General features: G+C 60.3%; 7 protein-coding genes. 5 read left to right on the top strand and 2 right to left on the bottom strand.

Annotated features, from left to right (window positions below; translation table 11 throughout):
* Positions 1-11: 11 nt before the first annotated feature.
* Both IPP95_08890 and IPP95_08885 read right to left on the bottom strand, forming a co-directional pair.
* Positions 12-914, bottom strand: a complete 903-nt coding sequence (locus IPP95_08890; protein ID QQS71315.1) for a TIGR01777 family protein — start codon at positions 912-914, stop codon at positions 12-14.
* Between the two features lie 132 nt (positions 915-1,046).
* On the bottom strand, positions 1,047-1,919 hold the full coding sequence (locus tag IPP95_08885) for a hypothetical protein (GenBank protein ID QQS71314.1): 873 nt from the start codon (positions 1,917-1,919) through the stop codon (positions 1,047-1,049).
* A 152-nt stretch (positions 1,920-2,071) separates the two neighbouring features.
* On the opposite strand from IPP95_08885, the gene IPP95_08880 reads away from it, so the two are divergent.
* The 5 genes from IPP95_08880 (at position 2,072) to IPP95_08860 (ending at position 17,791) form a co-directional block, all read left to right on the top strand.
* Positions 2,072-2,446, top strand: a complete 375-nt coding sequence (locus IPP95_08880; protein QQS71313.1) for a hypothetical protein — start codon at positions 2,072-2,074, stop codon at positions 2,444-2,446.
* 115 nt (positions 2,447-2,561) lie between these two features.
* Complete coding sequence (locus tag IPP95_08875; protein QQS71312.1) at positions 2,562-5,381, top strand: 2-oxoglutarate dehydrogenase E1 component; 2,820 nt, start codon at positions 2,562-2,564, stop codon at positions 5,379-5,381.
* Positions 5,382-5,522: 141 nt separating this feature from the next.
* Complete coding sequence (gene odhB / locus IPP95_08870) at positions 5,523-6,758, top strand: 2-oxoglutarate dehydrogenase complex dihydrolipoyllysine-residue succinyltransferase (GenBank protein ID QQS71311.1); 1,236 nt, start codon at positions 5,523-5,525, stop codon at positions 6,756-6,758.
* A gap of 170 nt (positions 6,759-6,928) precedes the next feature.
* Complete coding sequence (locus IPP95_08865; GenBank protein ID QQS71310.1) at positions 6,929-7,549, top strand: transposase; 621 nt, start codon at positions 6,929-6,931, stop codon at positions 7,547-7,549.
* A 498-nt stretch (positions 7,550-8,047) separates the two neighbouring features.
* Positions 8,048-17,791, top strand: coding sequence for a gliding motility-associated C-terminal domain-containing protein (locus tag IPP95_08860; protein ID QQS71309.1), 9,744 nt, complete (start codon positions 8,048-8,050; stop codon positions 17,789-17,791).
* Position 17,792 lies beyond the last annotated feature (1 nt).

Below are 17,792 nucleotides of genomic sequence, written 5' to 3'. Positions count from 1 at the left end.
ATGGCACGGAGCTATTGAAGCAACCCCTTCAACGCCTCTTTTAGCTCCGGATGCCGGAATTCAAATCCGCTCGCGACCAGCTTGGCGTTCGATACCCGCGACCCTTCCAAGACCATCGAACTGAGTTCGCCCAGCATGGCGCGCAGTACAAAGCGCGGCACGGCAGGAAAGAGGTACGGGTGATGTAGCGCATGGGCCACCTCGCGCATCATCTCGCGGTTGCGCACATCCTCCGGCGCGGCAATGTTGTAGGCGCCATGCATCTCCGCATTCCTGATCACATGCAGGTAAGCACGTGCAAGGTCATCGATGTGGACCCACGGCATCCATTGCCTTCCGTGGCCGAGCGGTGAAGCCAGGCCCCAGCGAGCGGGACCAGCGAGCTTCGATAGCGCGCCACCTTCGCGGGCAAGAACCACTGATGTGCGCAGGGTCACCACGCGGCATTGTGCGGCCCAGTCGTTCGCCGCTCCTTCCCACGACTGGCACAGCTTTCCCAAGGTGTCGTTCGCAGGCGGGTCCTCCTCGTTGAAGACCTGGTCCGAAGTATGAGTGCCGTAATAGTTGATCCCGCTCGCGCTGATAAAACTCTTGGGCCAAGCCCCGGCCATTCCCATTTCGCGGTGCAATAATGCAGCGGCATCCACGCGACTGGAGTACAGTACGCGCATTCGCTCCTCTGTCCACCGTTCGTCCGCGATGCCCACGCCGCTGAGGTGGATGATGTGGTCCACATTCTCCAATGCACGGGGATCGATGAAGCCTTTCGCGATGTTCCACTCGAACGTGGGCACCGGCGCATCCGGCTTCGCACTGCGGCTGAGATGCCGCACCGCAAAGCCTTCGCCCAGTAAGAGCTTCGTTAGGTGGCTGCCGACAAGTCCGCTACCTCCGGTGATGAGGATGGTGGTCATGCTGTAACAGCGAAGAACCACGGCAGCCCTGTCCACTGCGCGATACCATGCATTATCGAAGAATTTGAACGAAGGTCTTCAATAATCCCGGAGCCAGTTGTGATGGACAAGGGTCCTTACAACTGCACGGGCTTACCGCGACTGTTCCAGCACGCGGAAATCCTCCTTGATGAAGCCCATCTTCTTGTCGAAGAGCGCGGCCTCGTCGCGCTGGTACATCAGCTCGCCGGTGCTGGCGTTGAAGATGCGGCGGAAGCACCACTTCGTCTTGTACTCGCCGGTGATCAGCACATCGGCAAGGGCCACGTTCGGTGTGCCTTGGGTCGCGGCGCTTATCAGTTGTGAATAGTCCATCAATTTCACGTCCTGCTTATAGGTTTCCTTGATGGCGGCCAGGTCCGTCAGGCTCTTATCAAGTTGGTCCTTTGCCAGCCAGAGCTCCATCTCCTTCACCTGTCGGTTGCGGCTGGCATACAGGCGGTCGGCGGTGGCCTTATCGCTGATCTTTCCGGTCTCTACCTGCTTCAGATAGTCTTGAAGATTCTTCACGTAGATGTTCAGCATCGCGCTTCCCCCGCTGTTGAGCAGTTCCACATCGATCATGATGGAAGTCAGCTCCTGTGCCGACGGCAGGTTCGTCACGGCATTACTTTCCACGTTCAGCGTCTCTCCCTTTTTCATCTTCCAGCCTTGCACCAGCGCGAGGAAGGTGGCATCGTGCTTTTCCTTGTCGCTCTTCCGGATCTTCATCAGGTAGGTCTTCGCGGGATCGATGGGTGTGGTGGCCAGGTCCGTGATGGTGCCGAAGTCCGTGCTGGCCGTGAATTTCCAGTTGGCCTTCACCGCGTTCAGCAGGTCGCGGTTGAACGGCGAGTCAGCCGCATCGCGCAGGACGATGGTGGTGGAGCTTTTCGCGGCCTCGAGAGCCTTCTTGTCGAACGTGCCGTACTGGGCGCTGGCGGAAACGGAAACGGCGATGGCCGCGAGGAGGAGGTTGTTGCGCATGGTGAAATTTTGCAAGGAGTTTATACGGAGCACCTGTCAGGTCGACCCATTGGGTCGACTGTACGGATGCTTTCTGCGGGCTTTTGCGGTAGATCTTGCACCGGCGAAAATAGTGCCAAGCCATCCCCACCTTTGCGGTATCAAAGTTCGCGATGCACGAAGGGCTGTCGAAAACAGGAGCGGAAGGTGAAGGAGCCAGCGGCCTGCGCAAGCGGTTGGACGAGGCCGTGGTGTTGTACGAGACCGTTGCCCAGTTGCGCAAGGACCTGCGGGAGGAAGCACTGACATTGCCCGAGGTCGGTGAGGGAGCCTTTGAGGAACTGCGTACCCAAGTACTTGCGGTGATCGAAGAGCGGGACCGGGAGGGGGCGCACGCATTCGGGCTGGTGGTGAACCGCGTTGATCTTACAGAGCATCAGGTGGGTGCTGCGATGGCCGCGGACGGCTTGTTCGGCCTGGCCGGGGCCATTGTGCTGCGTTGCCTGCAGAAAGTGCTGAGCCGTAAGCGGTACGCAGGGTTGGGCTGAGGCCAATGCAGCTCCGGCAGAACCTGGTCCGTTCGCGCGAACAACCGCCTTCGTTCCCCCGTAACAATGCCCGAAACCGTGGCTACCTTTGCGGCCCGGTATTTTCTGCCCGGCCATGGACAAGAACACGTTCCTCAGTAATCTCGACCCTGCCTCAATTGACGGGGTGTATCAGCAGTACAAAACGGACCCCGGCTCCGTATCGCCTGATTGGGCGCGGTTCTTCGAAGGTTTCGACCTGGCCCGGACCCGTTATCCCGAAATGCCGGGACAGACAGGGTCCGCCAACGGCATGGACTGCGGGCCGAGCAATGAGAACGTGGCGAAGGAGTTCAAGGTGATCGCCCTGATCAACGGCTATCGTGAGCGTGGTCACCTCTTTACGCATACCAACCCCGTGCGTGAGCGGCGTACCTATACCCCCCCTTTGGAACTGGCTTATTTCGGGCTGTCCGAGGATGACCTCGGAACCGTGTTCGAGGCCGGGTCGGAGCTGGGCATCGGCAAGGCCACCCTGGCAGCCATCCTTGAGCATTTGAAGACCACGTATTGCCAAAGCATCGGTGTGGAGTACCGCTTCATCCGTGATGTGGACCGCGTAGATTGGCTGCAAAAGCGGATGGAAAAGGACCGCAACACTCCGGTCTTTACTTTGGAAGAGAAGAAGGAGATCCTGCGCAAGCTGGATCAGGCCGTGGTGTTCGAGCGTTTCCTCGGGAAGAAGTTCATCGGTCAGAAGCGTTTCAGCCTGGAAGGAGGCGAAACACTGATCCCTGCGTTGGACACCATCATCGAGCACGGCGCGGATGCGCACGGCATCAACGACGTGGTGATCGGCATGGCCCACCGGGGCCGTCTGAACGTGCTGGCCAACACCTTCAACAAGACCTACGAATCCATCTTCGCCGACTTCGAGGGCCGTGACTTCGAGGACAGTTTCGTGGAAGGCGATGTGAAATACCACATGGGCTTCAACAGCTGCGTGGTGACCAACAAGGGTAAAGGAGTGAACCTGATCCTGTGCCCCAACCCCAGCCACTTGGAAAGTGTGGGGCCGGTGATGCAGGGCATTTCGCGTGCGCTGATCGAAAAGGACCATGCGTTCGTGCCTGAAAAGCTGTGCCCCGTGATCATTCACGGCGATGCCGCGATCGCTGGCCAAGGCGTGGTCTATGAACTGGTGCAGATGGCGCGATTGAAGCCGTACAGCACCGGTGGCACCCTGCATGTGGTGGTGAACAACCAGGTGGGCTTCACTACCAACTACGTCGATGGGCGCAGCAGTACGTATTGCACCGACGTTGCCAAGGTGACGCAATGCCCGGTGTTCCATGTGAACGGCGACGATGCGGAGGCCGTATGCCACGTGATGAAGCTCGCGCTCGATTTCCGGCAGCATTTCCAAAGCGACGTCTTCATCGACCTGCTGGGCTACCGCAGGCACGGACACAACGAAGGCGACGAGCCGAAGTTCACCCAGCCCATCCTCTACAAGGCCATCGCCACGCACAAGGACCCGCGGGAGATCTACAGGGAAAAGCTGGAGGCCAGTGGCACCATTGAGGCCAGTTTAGCGGAGGAGATGCAGGAGCGCTTCAACAACATGTTGCAGGAGCGCCTCACGGATTCCAAGGAACTGCCCAAGGCCGTGATCACCTCATTCCTCGCGGACCGCTGGATGGGCTACGAGCGCGCCGATGATGCCGACCTGGAAAGTTCGCCGGAGACCGGTGTGAAAAAGAAATTGTTACTGGACATCGCGGCCAAGCTTGCCGAGGTGCCGGCGGGGAAGAAGTTCTTCAACAAGCTGGAGCGCATCCTGCATGAGCGCGCCAAGATGGTGGCCGAGGACCGCTTGGACTGGGGCATGGGTGAACTGCTCGCGTACGGGTCCTTGCTCTGTGAAGGACATTCCGTCCGCCTCACCGGGCAGGACGTGGAGCGCGGGACTTTCAGCCATCGGCACGCCGTGGTGAAAGTGGAGGACAGTGAAGAGGAATACATCCACCTGAAGAACTTGCAGGAAGGACAGGCCCTGATGCAGGTCTACAACTCGCCGTTGAACGAATACGCGGTGTTGGGTTACGAATACGGCTACGCCTTCGCCACGCCTGCCAGCCTCACCTTGTGGGAGGCGCAGTTCGGCGACTTCGTGAACGGGGCACAGATCATCATCGACCAGTACCTCAGCGCCGCCGAGGAGAAGTGGAACGCCATGAACGGTCTGGTGATGCTGTTGCCGCACGGCTACGAGGGTCAGGGCGCGGAGCACAGCAGCGGGCGCATGGAGCGTTTCCTGCAACAGTGCGCGGACGCCAACATGATCCTGGCCAACCCCACCACGCCGGCGAACTTCTTCCACCTGCTGCGCCGCCAGCTTGCGTGGAAATTCCGTAAGCCCTTGGTGGTCTTTACACCGAAGAGCCTGTTGCGCCATCCCAAGTGCGTGAGCACCATGGATGATCTGGCGAAGGGTCGCTTCCAAGAGGTGTATGACGATCCGACGGCAGATCCAAAGAACGTAAAGACCTTGATCCTCTGCTCCGGCAAGCTCTACTACGAACTGCTGGAGCGCAAGGAGAAGGTGGTGGCTGACGATGTTGCCTTGGTGCGCATCGAACAGTTACACCCGCTGCCGGAACCGCAGCTCGAAGCGGTCTTCGCGCGCTATGCGAATGTTGAGGAAGTGCGCTGGGTGCAGGAGGAGCCGGAGAACATGGGCGCTTGGCCGTACATCTTCAAGCACCTGCACAAAGTGAACGGGGCGCCGTCGGTGGAAGCATTGAAGTTCGTTGCCCGACGTGCAAGCGGGGCACCTGCCACCGGAAGCGGCGTACGTAGCGCATTGCAGCAACAGCGGATCCTGGAAGATGCGTTCGTCGATAGACCTTCCGCACCAGTGGCGAAAAAAGCGAAGACGAAAGTGCGTGCTTGATGACGGGGCGTAGTTGTCAGTTGTTCGTTGTCAGTTGTCAGGCGTGGATTCCGGGAACCGATCACTATTCACCATTCACCAATAGCATTCTCCGCGCCTCTGCGTCTCTGCGGCCCCAAAATCGTACATCCCTCAATTCCCATGGCCAACATTGAAGTAAAAGTCCCCAGTCCCGGTGAAAGCATCAGCGAAGTGCGCATTGCGCAATGGCTGGTGGCCGATGGCGACGTGGTGAAAAAGGATCAAGTGATCGCCGAGATCGACAGCGATAAGGCGACCTTGGAGCTGAGCGCCGAGGAAGGCGGCAAGATCAGTTTGCTGGCCAAGGCCGATGAGACGGTGAACGTGGGTGATGTTGTTGCCAAGATCGATACAAGCGTGAAGCCCGCGAAGAAGGAGGTGAAGGAGGTGAATGGCGCGAAGGAGGCGAAGGAAGAAGCCCGTAGCGTCGACCCACCGGGTCGACCTGCTGCGGAAACCGCCGCCCACGCCACGCCCGTCGCCAAGGCCGTGATGGCCGAGAAAGGCATCGCCAGTGACAAGGTGAAAGGCACCGGACCGAACGGCCGCATCACGCGCGGTGATGTTGAAGCATACATCGCCGGTGGCGTATCGGTCGGCACATTGATGAACGGCTGGGGCGGAAGTCGCAACAGCAGCCGCGCCAAGATGAGCACCCTGCGCAAGAAGGTAGGCGAGCGCTTGGTGAGCGTGAAGAACGAAACGGCCATGCTCACCACTTTCAACGAGGTGGACATGAGCGCGGTGATGGCCGTTCGTAACCAGTACAAGGATAAGTTCAAGGAGAAGCACGGCGTAAGCCTCGGCTTCATGTCCTTCTTCACCAAAGCCGTTACGGAAGCTTTGCGCCTGTTCCCGAACGTGAACGCACAGCTGGACGGCGAGGAGGTCGTGAGTTTCGACTATGCGGACATCGGTATCGCGGTAAGCTCACCCAAGGGCCTGATGGTACCGGTGGTGCGCAACGCTGAGCAGATGAGCCTGGCCGAGATCGAAGGTGCGATCAAGGAACTCGCGATCAAGGCGCGCGACGGAAAGTTGAGCCTCGCCGAGATGACCGGTGGCACCTTCACCATCACCAACGGCGGCGTGTTCGGCAGCATGCTAAGCACGCCCATCATCAATCCGCCGCAGAGCGCGATCCTCGGCATGCACAACATCGTGGAGCGGCCGGTCGCCGTGAACGGACAGGTGGTGATCCGCCCGGTGATGTACGTGGCGCTGAGCTATGATCACCGCATCATCGACGGCAAGGAGAGCGTGAGCTTCCTCTTCAAGGTGAAGGAGATGCTTGAGGATCCCGCGAAGCTGGTGCTCGGTGGGAAGGATCCGGGTGCTGTACTTGCGGGGCTTTAGTCCCACAAGCGTCCCGCTTGTGGGGGAAAAGACCTGCAAGCGCCCTGCATGTTTGGGAATAAAACGTTCGAGCATCGAGCTCGCCGACTTCTGCTGCAGCTGTAACTGAATTTGCCATGGACAGTCCACCCCCGCAGGCGGGACGCCTGGGGGGACTTTCATTCCCTCGAATGGATCTCAGCGACCTCTTCTTCGATCCGCACAAGGAGCTGGAGATCACGAGCCGGATCCGTCCGCACTGGAAGCAGGCCGGTACGATCCACTTTGTCACCTGGCGCATGGCGGACAGCTTGCCCCAGGTGCAGCTCCGCGCATTGGAGAACGATCGTCGTCTTTGGCGTGAAAAGTATGGCAGCACGGAGATCAGGACACTGGACTTTCCCTCGCAGCGGGAGTACTACAGGCTTTTTGATGCACGCGTGCAGCAATGGCTTGATGCGGGTGCCGGGTCTTGCGCCCTGCGCCAGGCCGGTCCGAGGCAGGAGTTGGTAAACGCCTTGCACTTTTTCAACGGAATCCGCTACCAACTCGGGAGTTTCGCTGTCGCGGGCAACCATGTACATGTGCTTGTCGTGCCTTTTGGCGGGCACGACCTTTCAGCGATCACCCATTCGTGGAAATCATACACGGCAAAGTCCATCAACAAGCTCTTGGGGCGGACCGGTACTTTTTGGAAGGAGGAGAGCTTTGATCATCTCGTGCGGAACGAACGCTCGTTGTCCAAGTTCGAGGACTACATCGCGACGCATGAGCGGCAAGGGGCGTATGTGGAGCGGACCGCTTTTGCGTAATGGACTTGCAAGGAGATGTCTCTTTGACAAGGTGACAATGTCATAGCGCGGCGCGGATCCGGGAGAAGTTCAGGACCCATTTCCGTTCGCTGCAATAGTTGATCATCGCCATTCGGAGTTGATCCCGTCCGGGAAGGGAAGGTGCCCGGTTTGATCGTGAGCGTATAGCGGGAACCCCCCGTGCCCTTATGGTGGCTTTTCGGGTGAACACAAAACTGGCGATCATCAAATTCCTATTGGCTCTTCGTGCCCTGAACCATCCGGGCAAGCCAACACGTTGCTGTTAACAAGTGCAAACCTGCAACGGGAAATGCAGGATCGGCGCGGGGCTATGTTTGGCCCGGTAGCTAACGGACCTCGGAAGGCAAAGGCAATGGTGAGCTGGTTCGGGCAGTGGTCATGATGCCGCTGTTATGAACGATCAGCACAACGCCGGGATGGACCGGTGCCTTGGTCTCTTAATGTCCGGGATGTCAACTACCGCTATATCGCAGTTACATGGCTGAACAGATGAACGCACAGGGTACTTCGGACCAACAAGGCTGGCGGGGAATGCGCCAGGTCCGGTCCTTTCTCCAAAAACTCATCCTTGTCGCTGCGGCCATGCTGCTGTGGCAGAGCGAGGCTCATGCCACGCACGCGATGGGAGGCGAGCTCAGCTATGTCTGCTTAGGCAACAACCAGTACAGGGTCACCCTCAATTTTTACAGGGACTGCAATGGTGTTGCTGCGCCGACCAATTGCAACAACGGCCTTAGCTTCAACGTGAGTTCCAGCACATGCGCGGCCAATTTCAATCAGTGTTTCGACAATAACCCCACGATACAGATCATCACGCCGATCTGCCCTTCGGAGGTGGATCGTTGTCTGAATGCCAATGGTACGTACGGTGTGGAACGATACACCTACACAAAGATCGTTGATCTCAGTGCCTATGCCGCTTGCGGCGGAGCGGATTGGTTCTTCTCCTGGTCGCTATGCTGCCGCAACAATGCGGTCACCTCGTTGAACAACCCCGGCAACCGGGAGCTGTACTTGGATGCGCAATTGAACAATTCGACCGGGCTCTGCAACAGTTCGCCCACGTTCACCAACTCGCCCACGGCATTCTATTGCTTGGGCGAACCGATCAGCTACAACCCGGGGGCGGTCGATGCGGACGGGGATTCCTTGGTCTACGCCCTGATCCCGGCACGGACGGCAGGCGGGGTGAACATCCCGTACAACACGAACTATTCGGCCAGCCAGCCGATCCGGAACGCCGGTGGAGCGAATGCGGTGACCCTCAACCCGCAGACCGGCACGATGACCGTGACCCCGAACGTCCTTCAGGTGGCGGTGGTCACCTATCAGGTAAAGGAGTACCGCAATGGTGTCCTCGTGGGCGTCGTTACGCGCGACGTGCAGTTCGTGATCCGCGCATGTACCGGGAACGCCTCACCGACCGCTACCGGCATCAATGGGACGGCCGTCTACTCCATGCAGGTATGCGCAGGCACGCCGGTGTCCTTCACGGTCAATTCCAATGATGCCAATGCCGGGCAGACTGTTACCATGAGTTGGAACAGTGGTATCCCGGGCGGCACGTTCACCACTTCCGGTTCGCCATTTCCTTCCGGGACGTTCACGTGGACCCCGACGGTCGCGAACATCGGCAACAACACGTTCACGGTACACGTGCAGGACAACGGATGTCCGGTGATCGCCTCAAATGATTTCGGTTTCTCCATACAAGTGACGCCACCGGCCACCGATGTGAATGCCGGGAGCGACTTCTCTGTTTGCGGGACCTCGGCCACCTTGGCAGGGGTGTTGCCTTACCCCAGTGTGCAAGGGACCTGGACGGTGATCAGCGGCAGTGGGACCTTCGCGAACAACCATTCACCCACAACCACGGTCTCTGGCCTTTCCCAAGGGGCGAACGTGTTCCAATGGAGCGTGAACTACCTCACCTGTGGCACCCGCACGGACCAAGTGACGGTGACCAGCTTCAGCGCGGCACAAGCGGCGGCGGCAGCAGGTACGGATCAGCAATTCTGCCTGCCTACCAATACGGCGACCTTGGCCGGGAACACTGCTGTGGCACCCGCTGTGGGCACATGGACCTTGGTGAGCGGTACGGGGGCGATCACTTCACCCAACTCCCCGACTTCCGGGGTCACAGGTCTGGGGATCGGCCCCAACAGGTTCCGGTGGACCATCAACAATGGCCCTTGCGGTACGCCCACGCAGGATGAAGTGATCATCACCATCTATAACAGCGCACAGCCGGCCGCGAACGCAGGTGCTGACATCTCGATCTGCACACCGACCAGCTCGGTGACCCTGAACGGCAATGCGGCACCAGCCCCGGCAAGCGGTGTATGGACCTCGGTGAGCGGAGGAGGGACGATCGTGACCCCGACGAACCGTAACACGAGCATTACAGGCCTGGCCGTTGGTGTCCATGTGTTCCGGTGGACCATCAGCAACGGACCATGCACTCCCACCTCCACGTCCGATGATGTGTCGGTGACGGTGTATAACGCGACCAGTCCCAATGCAAATGCAGGCGCGGACCAAGAGGTATGCACACCAAGCAACGCGACGCTATCGGGCAGCACTCCGATATTCCCGGCCACCGGTCTGTGGACCTTGGTCAGTGGGACGGGCACCATTACCTCGTCTACTTCGGCAAGCACCACGGTTACCGGGTTGGGCATCGGTGCGAACGTCTTCCAGTGGACGGTGAGCAATGGACCATGTGCAAACGGGATCACCAGCGACCAAGTAACTGTGACCGCCTTTGACCAGACCGTCAGCGGCTCCAATGCAGGTCCGGACCAATCCTATTGCCTGCCCACGACCTCCACCAATTTGGCGGCCAATGCTCCTGCTGCCCCAGCGCAAGGCACATGGACCTTGGTCAGTGGCACGGGGACCATCGTGAACATCCACAGTGCAACCACGTCCGTGACGGGCCTCACTGTAGGCGAGAACAAATTCCGCTGGGCGATCAGCAACGGGCCATGCCCGGTGAACCCGCCGAACGATGTGGTGTCCATCTTCATCTATGATTCGAACGCGCCGGCGGCCAATGCCGGCCCCGACCAACAATTGTGTACCCCGGCCACTTCCACGACGCTCGCTGGGAACGCACCTGTATTCCCGGCCACGGGCCAATGGACCGTTACGGCGGGTACCGGCAGCTTCACCAATGCGAGCAACGCGACCACCACGGTCACCGGTCTCGGCGTGGGTGTGAACACTTTCCGCTGGACGCTCAACAACGGACCCTGTTCCAATCCGGTGACCCAGGACGATGTCTCGATCACGGTCTTCAATTCCGCCAATGCCGTGGCCAATGCAGGCCCGGACCAGGAACTCTGCACGCCGACCACATCCACAAGCTTGGCGGGAAGTACGGTGATCGCACCTGCCACTGGTACATGGACCTTGGTGAGCGGAACAGGCACGATCGTATCGCTGAACAGCCCTGTGACCCAGATCACCGGCCTCGCGGTGGGGGATAACATATTCCGTTGGACAGTGAGCAATGGTCCTTGCGCCAACCCGCTCACCACCGATGATGTGCGCATACGTGTGTTCAACAGTGCAAACCCGGTGGCCAATGCCGGCCCCGACCAGGAGCTTTGTTCCGACGCCAACAGTACTGCATTGACCGGAAGCGGGATCATCCTGCCGGCCTCCGGCACATGGACACTGTTCAGTGGTACCGGTACGATCGTTACGCCGAACAGCCCCACCACCGCAGTGACCGGGTTGGGCGTAGGCGTGAACGTGTTCCGCTGGACGGTGTCAAACGGCCCGTGCCCCAATGGCAATACACAGGACGATGTGTCCATCATTGTCTACTCCAGTACGCATCCGGCGATCACTGTCAGTGCGGACCAGAGCATCTGCGTTCCCACCTCGGCGAACGAGGTCACGGTGACCGGCACGACACCCGTGTCGCCTGCCACCGGGGAATGGACCGTGTTCAGCGGCAGCGGAACGATCACATCTCCCAACAGCCCGACCACCACCATCACCGACATGGGGTATGGCGTGAACGTGTTCCAGTGGACGGTGATGAACGGACCCTGCGCCTTCCCGTTGAACAGCGCACAAGTTTCGATATCCGTGTACAATGCGGGCATGCTCACGGCTGATGCGGGTCCCGACCAGAGCGTATGTACCCCCATCACCAGTGCGACCTTGGCCGGTAGCGCCCTGATCCCTCCAGGTACAGGGCTGTGGACATTGATCAGCGGTACCGGCGTATTCGTGGACGCCACCAACCCCGGGACCGTGGTGAGCGGACTGTCACTAGGAGCGAACGTGTTCCGGTGGAGCGTGGAGAACGGACCATGTGCAGCGCCCAGTTCCAACGATGTCACCATCTCGGTCTTCAATGGCAATGCGCAGCAGGCCGACGCCGGTTTGGACCAACAGCTTTGTGACAACGCCGCCACCACGGTGATGGCGGCGAACGCGGCAGTATCACCCGCCACAGGGTCATGGACGGTGCAGCAGGGTACCGCGACCTTCGGTAACGCGACGTCGCCGACCACAGGTGTATCCGGTCTTTCCCTCGGTGTGAACATCATTGTTTGGTCTTTGGACAACGGTGCCTGCGGTACCAGCTCGGACCCGGTGAGCATCACCGTATATGACGACGCGAACCCGATCGCCAATGCCGGGCCGGACCAGCAGCTCTGCACCCCGACCACTTCCACCACGCTGAGCGGCAGTTCGCTGATCGCGCCCGCAACGGGAACGTGGACCTTGGTCAGCGGTATCGGCAACATCGTTTCGCCGAGCAGCCCCACATCCTTGGTGAATGGCCTCGGATTGGGCAACAACGTCTTCCGTTGGACGGTCAATAATGGCCCATGCCCCAACGGCACCACTTTCGACGAGGTCATCATCAGCGTATTCAGCGGCACGGCGCAAGCGGCCAACGCAGGCCCTGATCAGGAAGTCTGCACGCCGACCTCCTCCGTCACCTTGGCCGGCAATATCGCGGTCGGACCCGGACAGGGCACATGGACAGCGGCGGTGGGCATCACCTTCTCCAACACGCACGCGGCCAATGCCACGGCCAACGGATTGCAGGTGGGCGACAACGTGCTGACGTGGACGATCGACAATGGTTCCTGCGGGACCACCACGGACCAGGTCACCATCAAGGTGTTCGATGAGAACAACCCGGATGCCGATGCCGGCGATGATCAAGAGCTGTGCAGCCCGGCGAACTCCACGGCGTTGGAAGGCAGCAGCCTGATCTATCCGGCCACCGGGACCTGGACCTTGGTGAGCGGAACGGGCACCATCACGACCCCTTCCTCACCCACCAGTCAGGTCACCGGTCTGGCGGTAGGGCCGAACGTCTTCCGTTGGACAGTGAGCAATGGGCCCTGTGGTGTTGGCATCACCTCGGATGAGGTCTCCATCACCCTGTTCGACAGTTCGGTAAGCGGATCCAATGCAGGCCCGGACCAAAGCCTCTGCACGCCCAACACCACGGCCACCATGGCGGCCAGCGCGGCCCCAGCACCGGCACAAGGCACGTGGACGTTGGTCACGGGCGGCGGCAACATCACTTCGATCCATGACCCCGCGACCACGATCACGGACCTTCCCGTCGGGGAGAACATCTTCCGCTGGGCGGTAAGCAATGGTGCCTGTCCGGTGAACCCGCCGAACGACCTGGTCTCTATCTTCGTCTATGATGCCAACAATCCAGTGGCGAACGCCGGGCCCGATCAGGAGCTCTGCACGCCGAACATCTCCACCGTCTTCGCTGGAAGCAATGTGATCTTCCCTGCCCAAGGCACTTGGACCTTGGTGAGCGGCAGTGGTGTCATTGCCGATATTCATTCACCGACCTCAGGGGTCAGCAATTTGGCTGTTGGCGAGAACGTCTTTGAATGGGCCGTATTGAACGGACCTTGTGCGGATCCCTTCACCAAGGACCGCGTCAGCATCTTCGTGTTCGATGAGCACAACGCGGACGCGGAAGCAGGTCCCGATCAATCGCTTTGCACGCCCGATGAGAGCACGACACTGGCGGGCAACGTGCCCATCTTCCCGGCAACGGGCACTTGGCAGCTCACCCAAGGCACAGGCGTGATCACCGATCCCACCGACCCGACCACCACCGTGACCGGGCTTGGAGTGGGCGAGAACATCTTTACTTGGACCGTGTCCAACGGCCCTTGCGGGAATGGCATCACCAGCGACGCCGTCAGCATCTTCCTGTTCGACTCGAACAATCCGAACGCCGATGCGGGACCGGACCAGGAGCTTTGCTCTCCGGCATCCTCGACCACCTTGGCCGGTAGTGCGGTGGTCTTCCCTGCGCAGGGCACATGGACGGTGGTGAGCGGAGGTGGCACATTCGCCGACCCCAACTCCCCGACCACGGACGTCACCGGGCTCATCGTGGGCACGCACGTGTTCCGCTGGACCGTTGCCAATGGACTTTGCAGCAGCAGCAGCGATGATGTCACCATCTACGTTTTCGATGAGCACAACCTCGTGGCCGATGCCGGTGCCGATCAGGAGATCTGTACGCCCGTAAGTACGGTGCTGATGGCAGGCAGTGCCGTGATCTCCCCGAGCGTGGGCACCTGGACCTTGGTGAGCGGGACGGGCGTGATCAGTGATCCGAACTTGCCGACAACGGCGGTGATCGACCTGGAAGTCGGTACGAGCGTGTTCGTTTGGACCGTGGACAACGGACCTTGTGCGAACGGCATCACCACCGACACGATGGAGGTGCGGGTGTTCGATGAGCACAATCCGCCCGCCAACGCGGGCCCGGATAAGGAACTCTGCACCCCGAACACGAGCCTAACGCTTTCGGGAAGCAGTGTGACGGCGCCGGCCGTAGGCACATGGACGGTGCAGCAAGGTGCCGGCGTGTTCGCCGATGAGCATGCGAGCAACACAACAGTAAGCGGGCTGGCCGTGGGCGTGAACATCCTGCGCTGGACCGTATCGAACGGTCCCTGCGAGAGCGGGTTAAGCTTCGATGAGGTCATCATCACCGTGTTCGACGAGACCAATCCTATAGCGAACGCAGGCCCTGACCAAAACCTCTGCACCCCGAACACCACCACCACCATGGCAGGCAGTGCATTGATCTTCCCGGCCACCGGTGAATGGGTACGGGTGAGCGGGTCCGGGAATATCGCCGATCCGACCTCGCCGACCACCTCCGTGAGCGGACTCGCGGTAGGGGAGAACGTGTTCCAGTGGACCGTGCATAACGGCCCGTGCGGTCCTTCGACCAGCGACCAGATGAGCATCTTCGTCTATGACGATGAGAACCCGGATGCGAATGCCGGCCCCGACCAGCAGGTATGTACGCCGTTGACCGGCACCGTTTTGGCGGGCAGCCCCGTGACTTTCCCGGCCACCGGTGAATGGACCTTGGTGAGCGGTCAGGGCACGATCGTTGACCCGAACGATCCGGCCACGGAGGTCACCGACCTGGGCGTTGGGGAGAATATCTTCGAGTGGACTGTGGATAATGGGCCGTGCGGAGCTGGAAGGACCAGTGACCAGGTCAGTATCTTCCTGTTCGACCTCAATGCTCCCCCGGCTGCCGCAGGCCCCGACCAGAGTTTCTGCACCCCGGATGAGAGTGCGGTAATGGCGGCCAACACGGCCACCCTGCCCGCTATCGGAGAATGGTCGGTAGCACAAGGCACGGGCTTCTTTGCCGACGTGAACGACCCCAACACCACCGTGACCGGCTTGACCGTGGGTGAGAACATCCTCAGGTGGTCCTTCGACAACGGCGTTTGCGGATTCACCCAGGACTACGTGAGCGTCTTCATCTTTGACGAGCATAATCCGCCAGCCAACGCAGGCCCCGATCAGGCCTATTGCACACCGCAGGACAGCACCTATCTGGAGGGCAATACACCGACCTTCCCGGCAAGTGGATCATGGAGCGTGATCGACGGTGCCGGCCTTTTCGCAGACATGAGCGATCCATCCACCAAGGTGGTCGGCATGGCCATCGGTGCCAACACCTTTGTCTGGACCACCAGCAACGGACCGTGCCCGAACGCCATCACCATGGACACCATCACGGTGGTCATCTTCAGTGACAGCACTGCGGCCGCTGATGCGGGTGAGGACTTTGAAGTCTGCCTGCCGTTCACCTCGGCGCAGTTGCAGGCCGCCACGCCCCAGCCGCCGGCCACGGGTACGTGGAGCGTGCTCAGCGGGCAGGGCACATTGGTGGACCCCACCGACCCGACGACCACCATCAACGACCTCGATATAGGCATCACCACACTGGTGTGGACCTTGGACAACGGCCCCTGCCCGAACAACGGCCTGATGACCGACACGCTCAGGATCACCGTTTATGATCCCTTCGGGCCGGTGGCCTATGCGGGTCCGGACATCAGCCTTTGTATGCCGGAGGACAGCACCGAGATGGCGGCTGATATCCCGCTCTTCCCGGCTGCTGGCACCTGGCATCTCGTGAGCGGTACGGGCACCATTGCCGACAGCACCGACCATGCCACGGCGATCACCGGGCTCTCCATCGGCATCAACGTCTTCACATGGACGGTCTACAACGGTGATTGCGGCTTCGGCCCGCCTACGATGGACACGGTGGCCGTTTACGTCTACGACAACAATGCAGCTACGGCCGAGGCAGGCCCGGACCAGGACATCTGCGGAATTGACGCGGGTGCGACGCTGGCCGGGAACGACGCGGTCTTCCCGGGTATCGGTACATGGACACAGGTCGGCGGTTCCGCCATCTTCGCGGATGCCAATGATCCACAGACGACCGTATCGGGCACTGAGGTCGGGGACAACATCTTCGTGTGGAGCATCGACAACGGCCCATGTGGAACATCCTCGGACACTGTACGGGTGCGCGTGTTCGACTCAGCCTTGCCTGATCCCAACGCAGGTGAGGACCAAAACCTTTGCAGCCCGATCGCTTCCACACCAATGGCCGCCTCTATGGCCACCTACCCGAGCACCGGCCAGTGGTCCGTGGTCAGCGGCAGCGGCACTTTTGCTGATGCGAGCGACCCGGCGACGGACGTATCGGACATCGGTGCCGGGGTGAACGAGTATGCTTGGACCATCGATAACGGCCCCTGCGGAACGCTGGTCGACCAGGTCACGGTGATCTTGTTCGACGGCACTGTCACCAGTGCGACCGCGGGTCCGGACCAGAATATCTGCGGACCGGTTGAAAGCACTCCGCTGGCAGCCACGGGCGTTACCGCACCGGCCACGGGTTCGTGGAGCATCATCAGTGGAAGCGGTACGGTCAGCGACGTTGCGGACCCGAACGCCACGCTCGGCGACCTCACACCCGGCCAAACGGTACTCACGTGGACCATCAGCAACGGCCCCTGCACAACAGGCCCGCTTACGGACACCTTGGTGGTCACCGTTTTCGACGGACAATCACAACCAGCGGCGGACGCAGGGCCTGACCAGCAGTTCTGCGAACCCGGAGCGATCGATGCGGACATGTTCGCCAATGAGGCGGTATTCCCCGCCACGGGATATTGGACCATCGACGGCAGCGGCAACATCACCGACCCAAGCAACAGGAACACGACTGTGACAGGCATCGGCTTCGGCAGTACGAGCCTCACATGGACCATCGACAATGGCGTATGCGGTACGACCTCGGACGATGTCCTCATCTCCGTGTTCGACATCAACGTACCGCCCGCAGCCGGTGGCCCGGACCAGCAGATCTGTCAGGACACCACCACCACGGTGATGTCTGCTGATCCCGCGGTGAGCACGGCCACGGGCCATTGGGAGCTGATCCAAGGGCATGGTGAACTGACATACCCCGACCAGCCGAACACCGAGGTCACCGGCTTGCAGCCCGGCACCAACATCTTCCAGTGGGTGCTGAACAACGGTGTCTGCGGCAGCACGGCGGACACGGTGGTGATCACCCTGCGTGATTGCAGCATCTTGGTCGTTCCGGACGCTTTCTCACCGAACAAGGACGGTGTGAACGACACCTATGTGATCCAAGGTCTGGACTACTATCCGGACAACTCCTTCCAGGTCTTCAACCGCTGGGGTTCGAAGATCTACGAACGGAGCCCATACCGCAATACGTGGGACGGCACCAGCGAAGGCAAGCTCAATTGGGGCACCGACCTTCCGGAAAGCACTTACTACTTCATTCTTGATCCGGGCAATGACAAGGAGGTCATCACGGGTTACATCTACCTGCGCCGCTGAT

The sequence above is a fragment of the Flavobacteriales bacterium genome, assembly GCA_016700415.1.
Classification (GTDB): domain Bacteria; phylum Bacteroidota; class Bacteroidia; order Flavobacteriales_F; family PHOS-HE28; genus PHOS-HE28.
The sequence above is the reverse complement of the archived record's forward strand: the minus strand, read 5'-3'. Positions and strand labels throughout refer to the sequence as shown.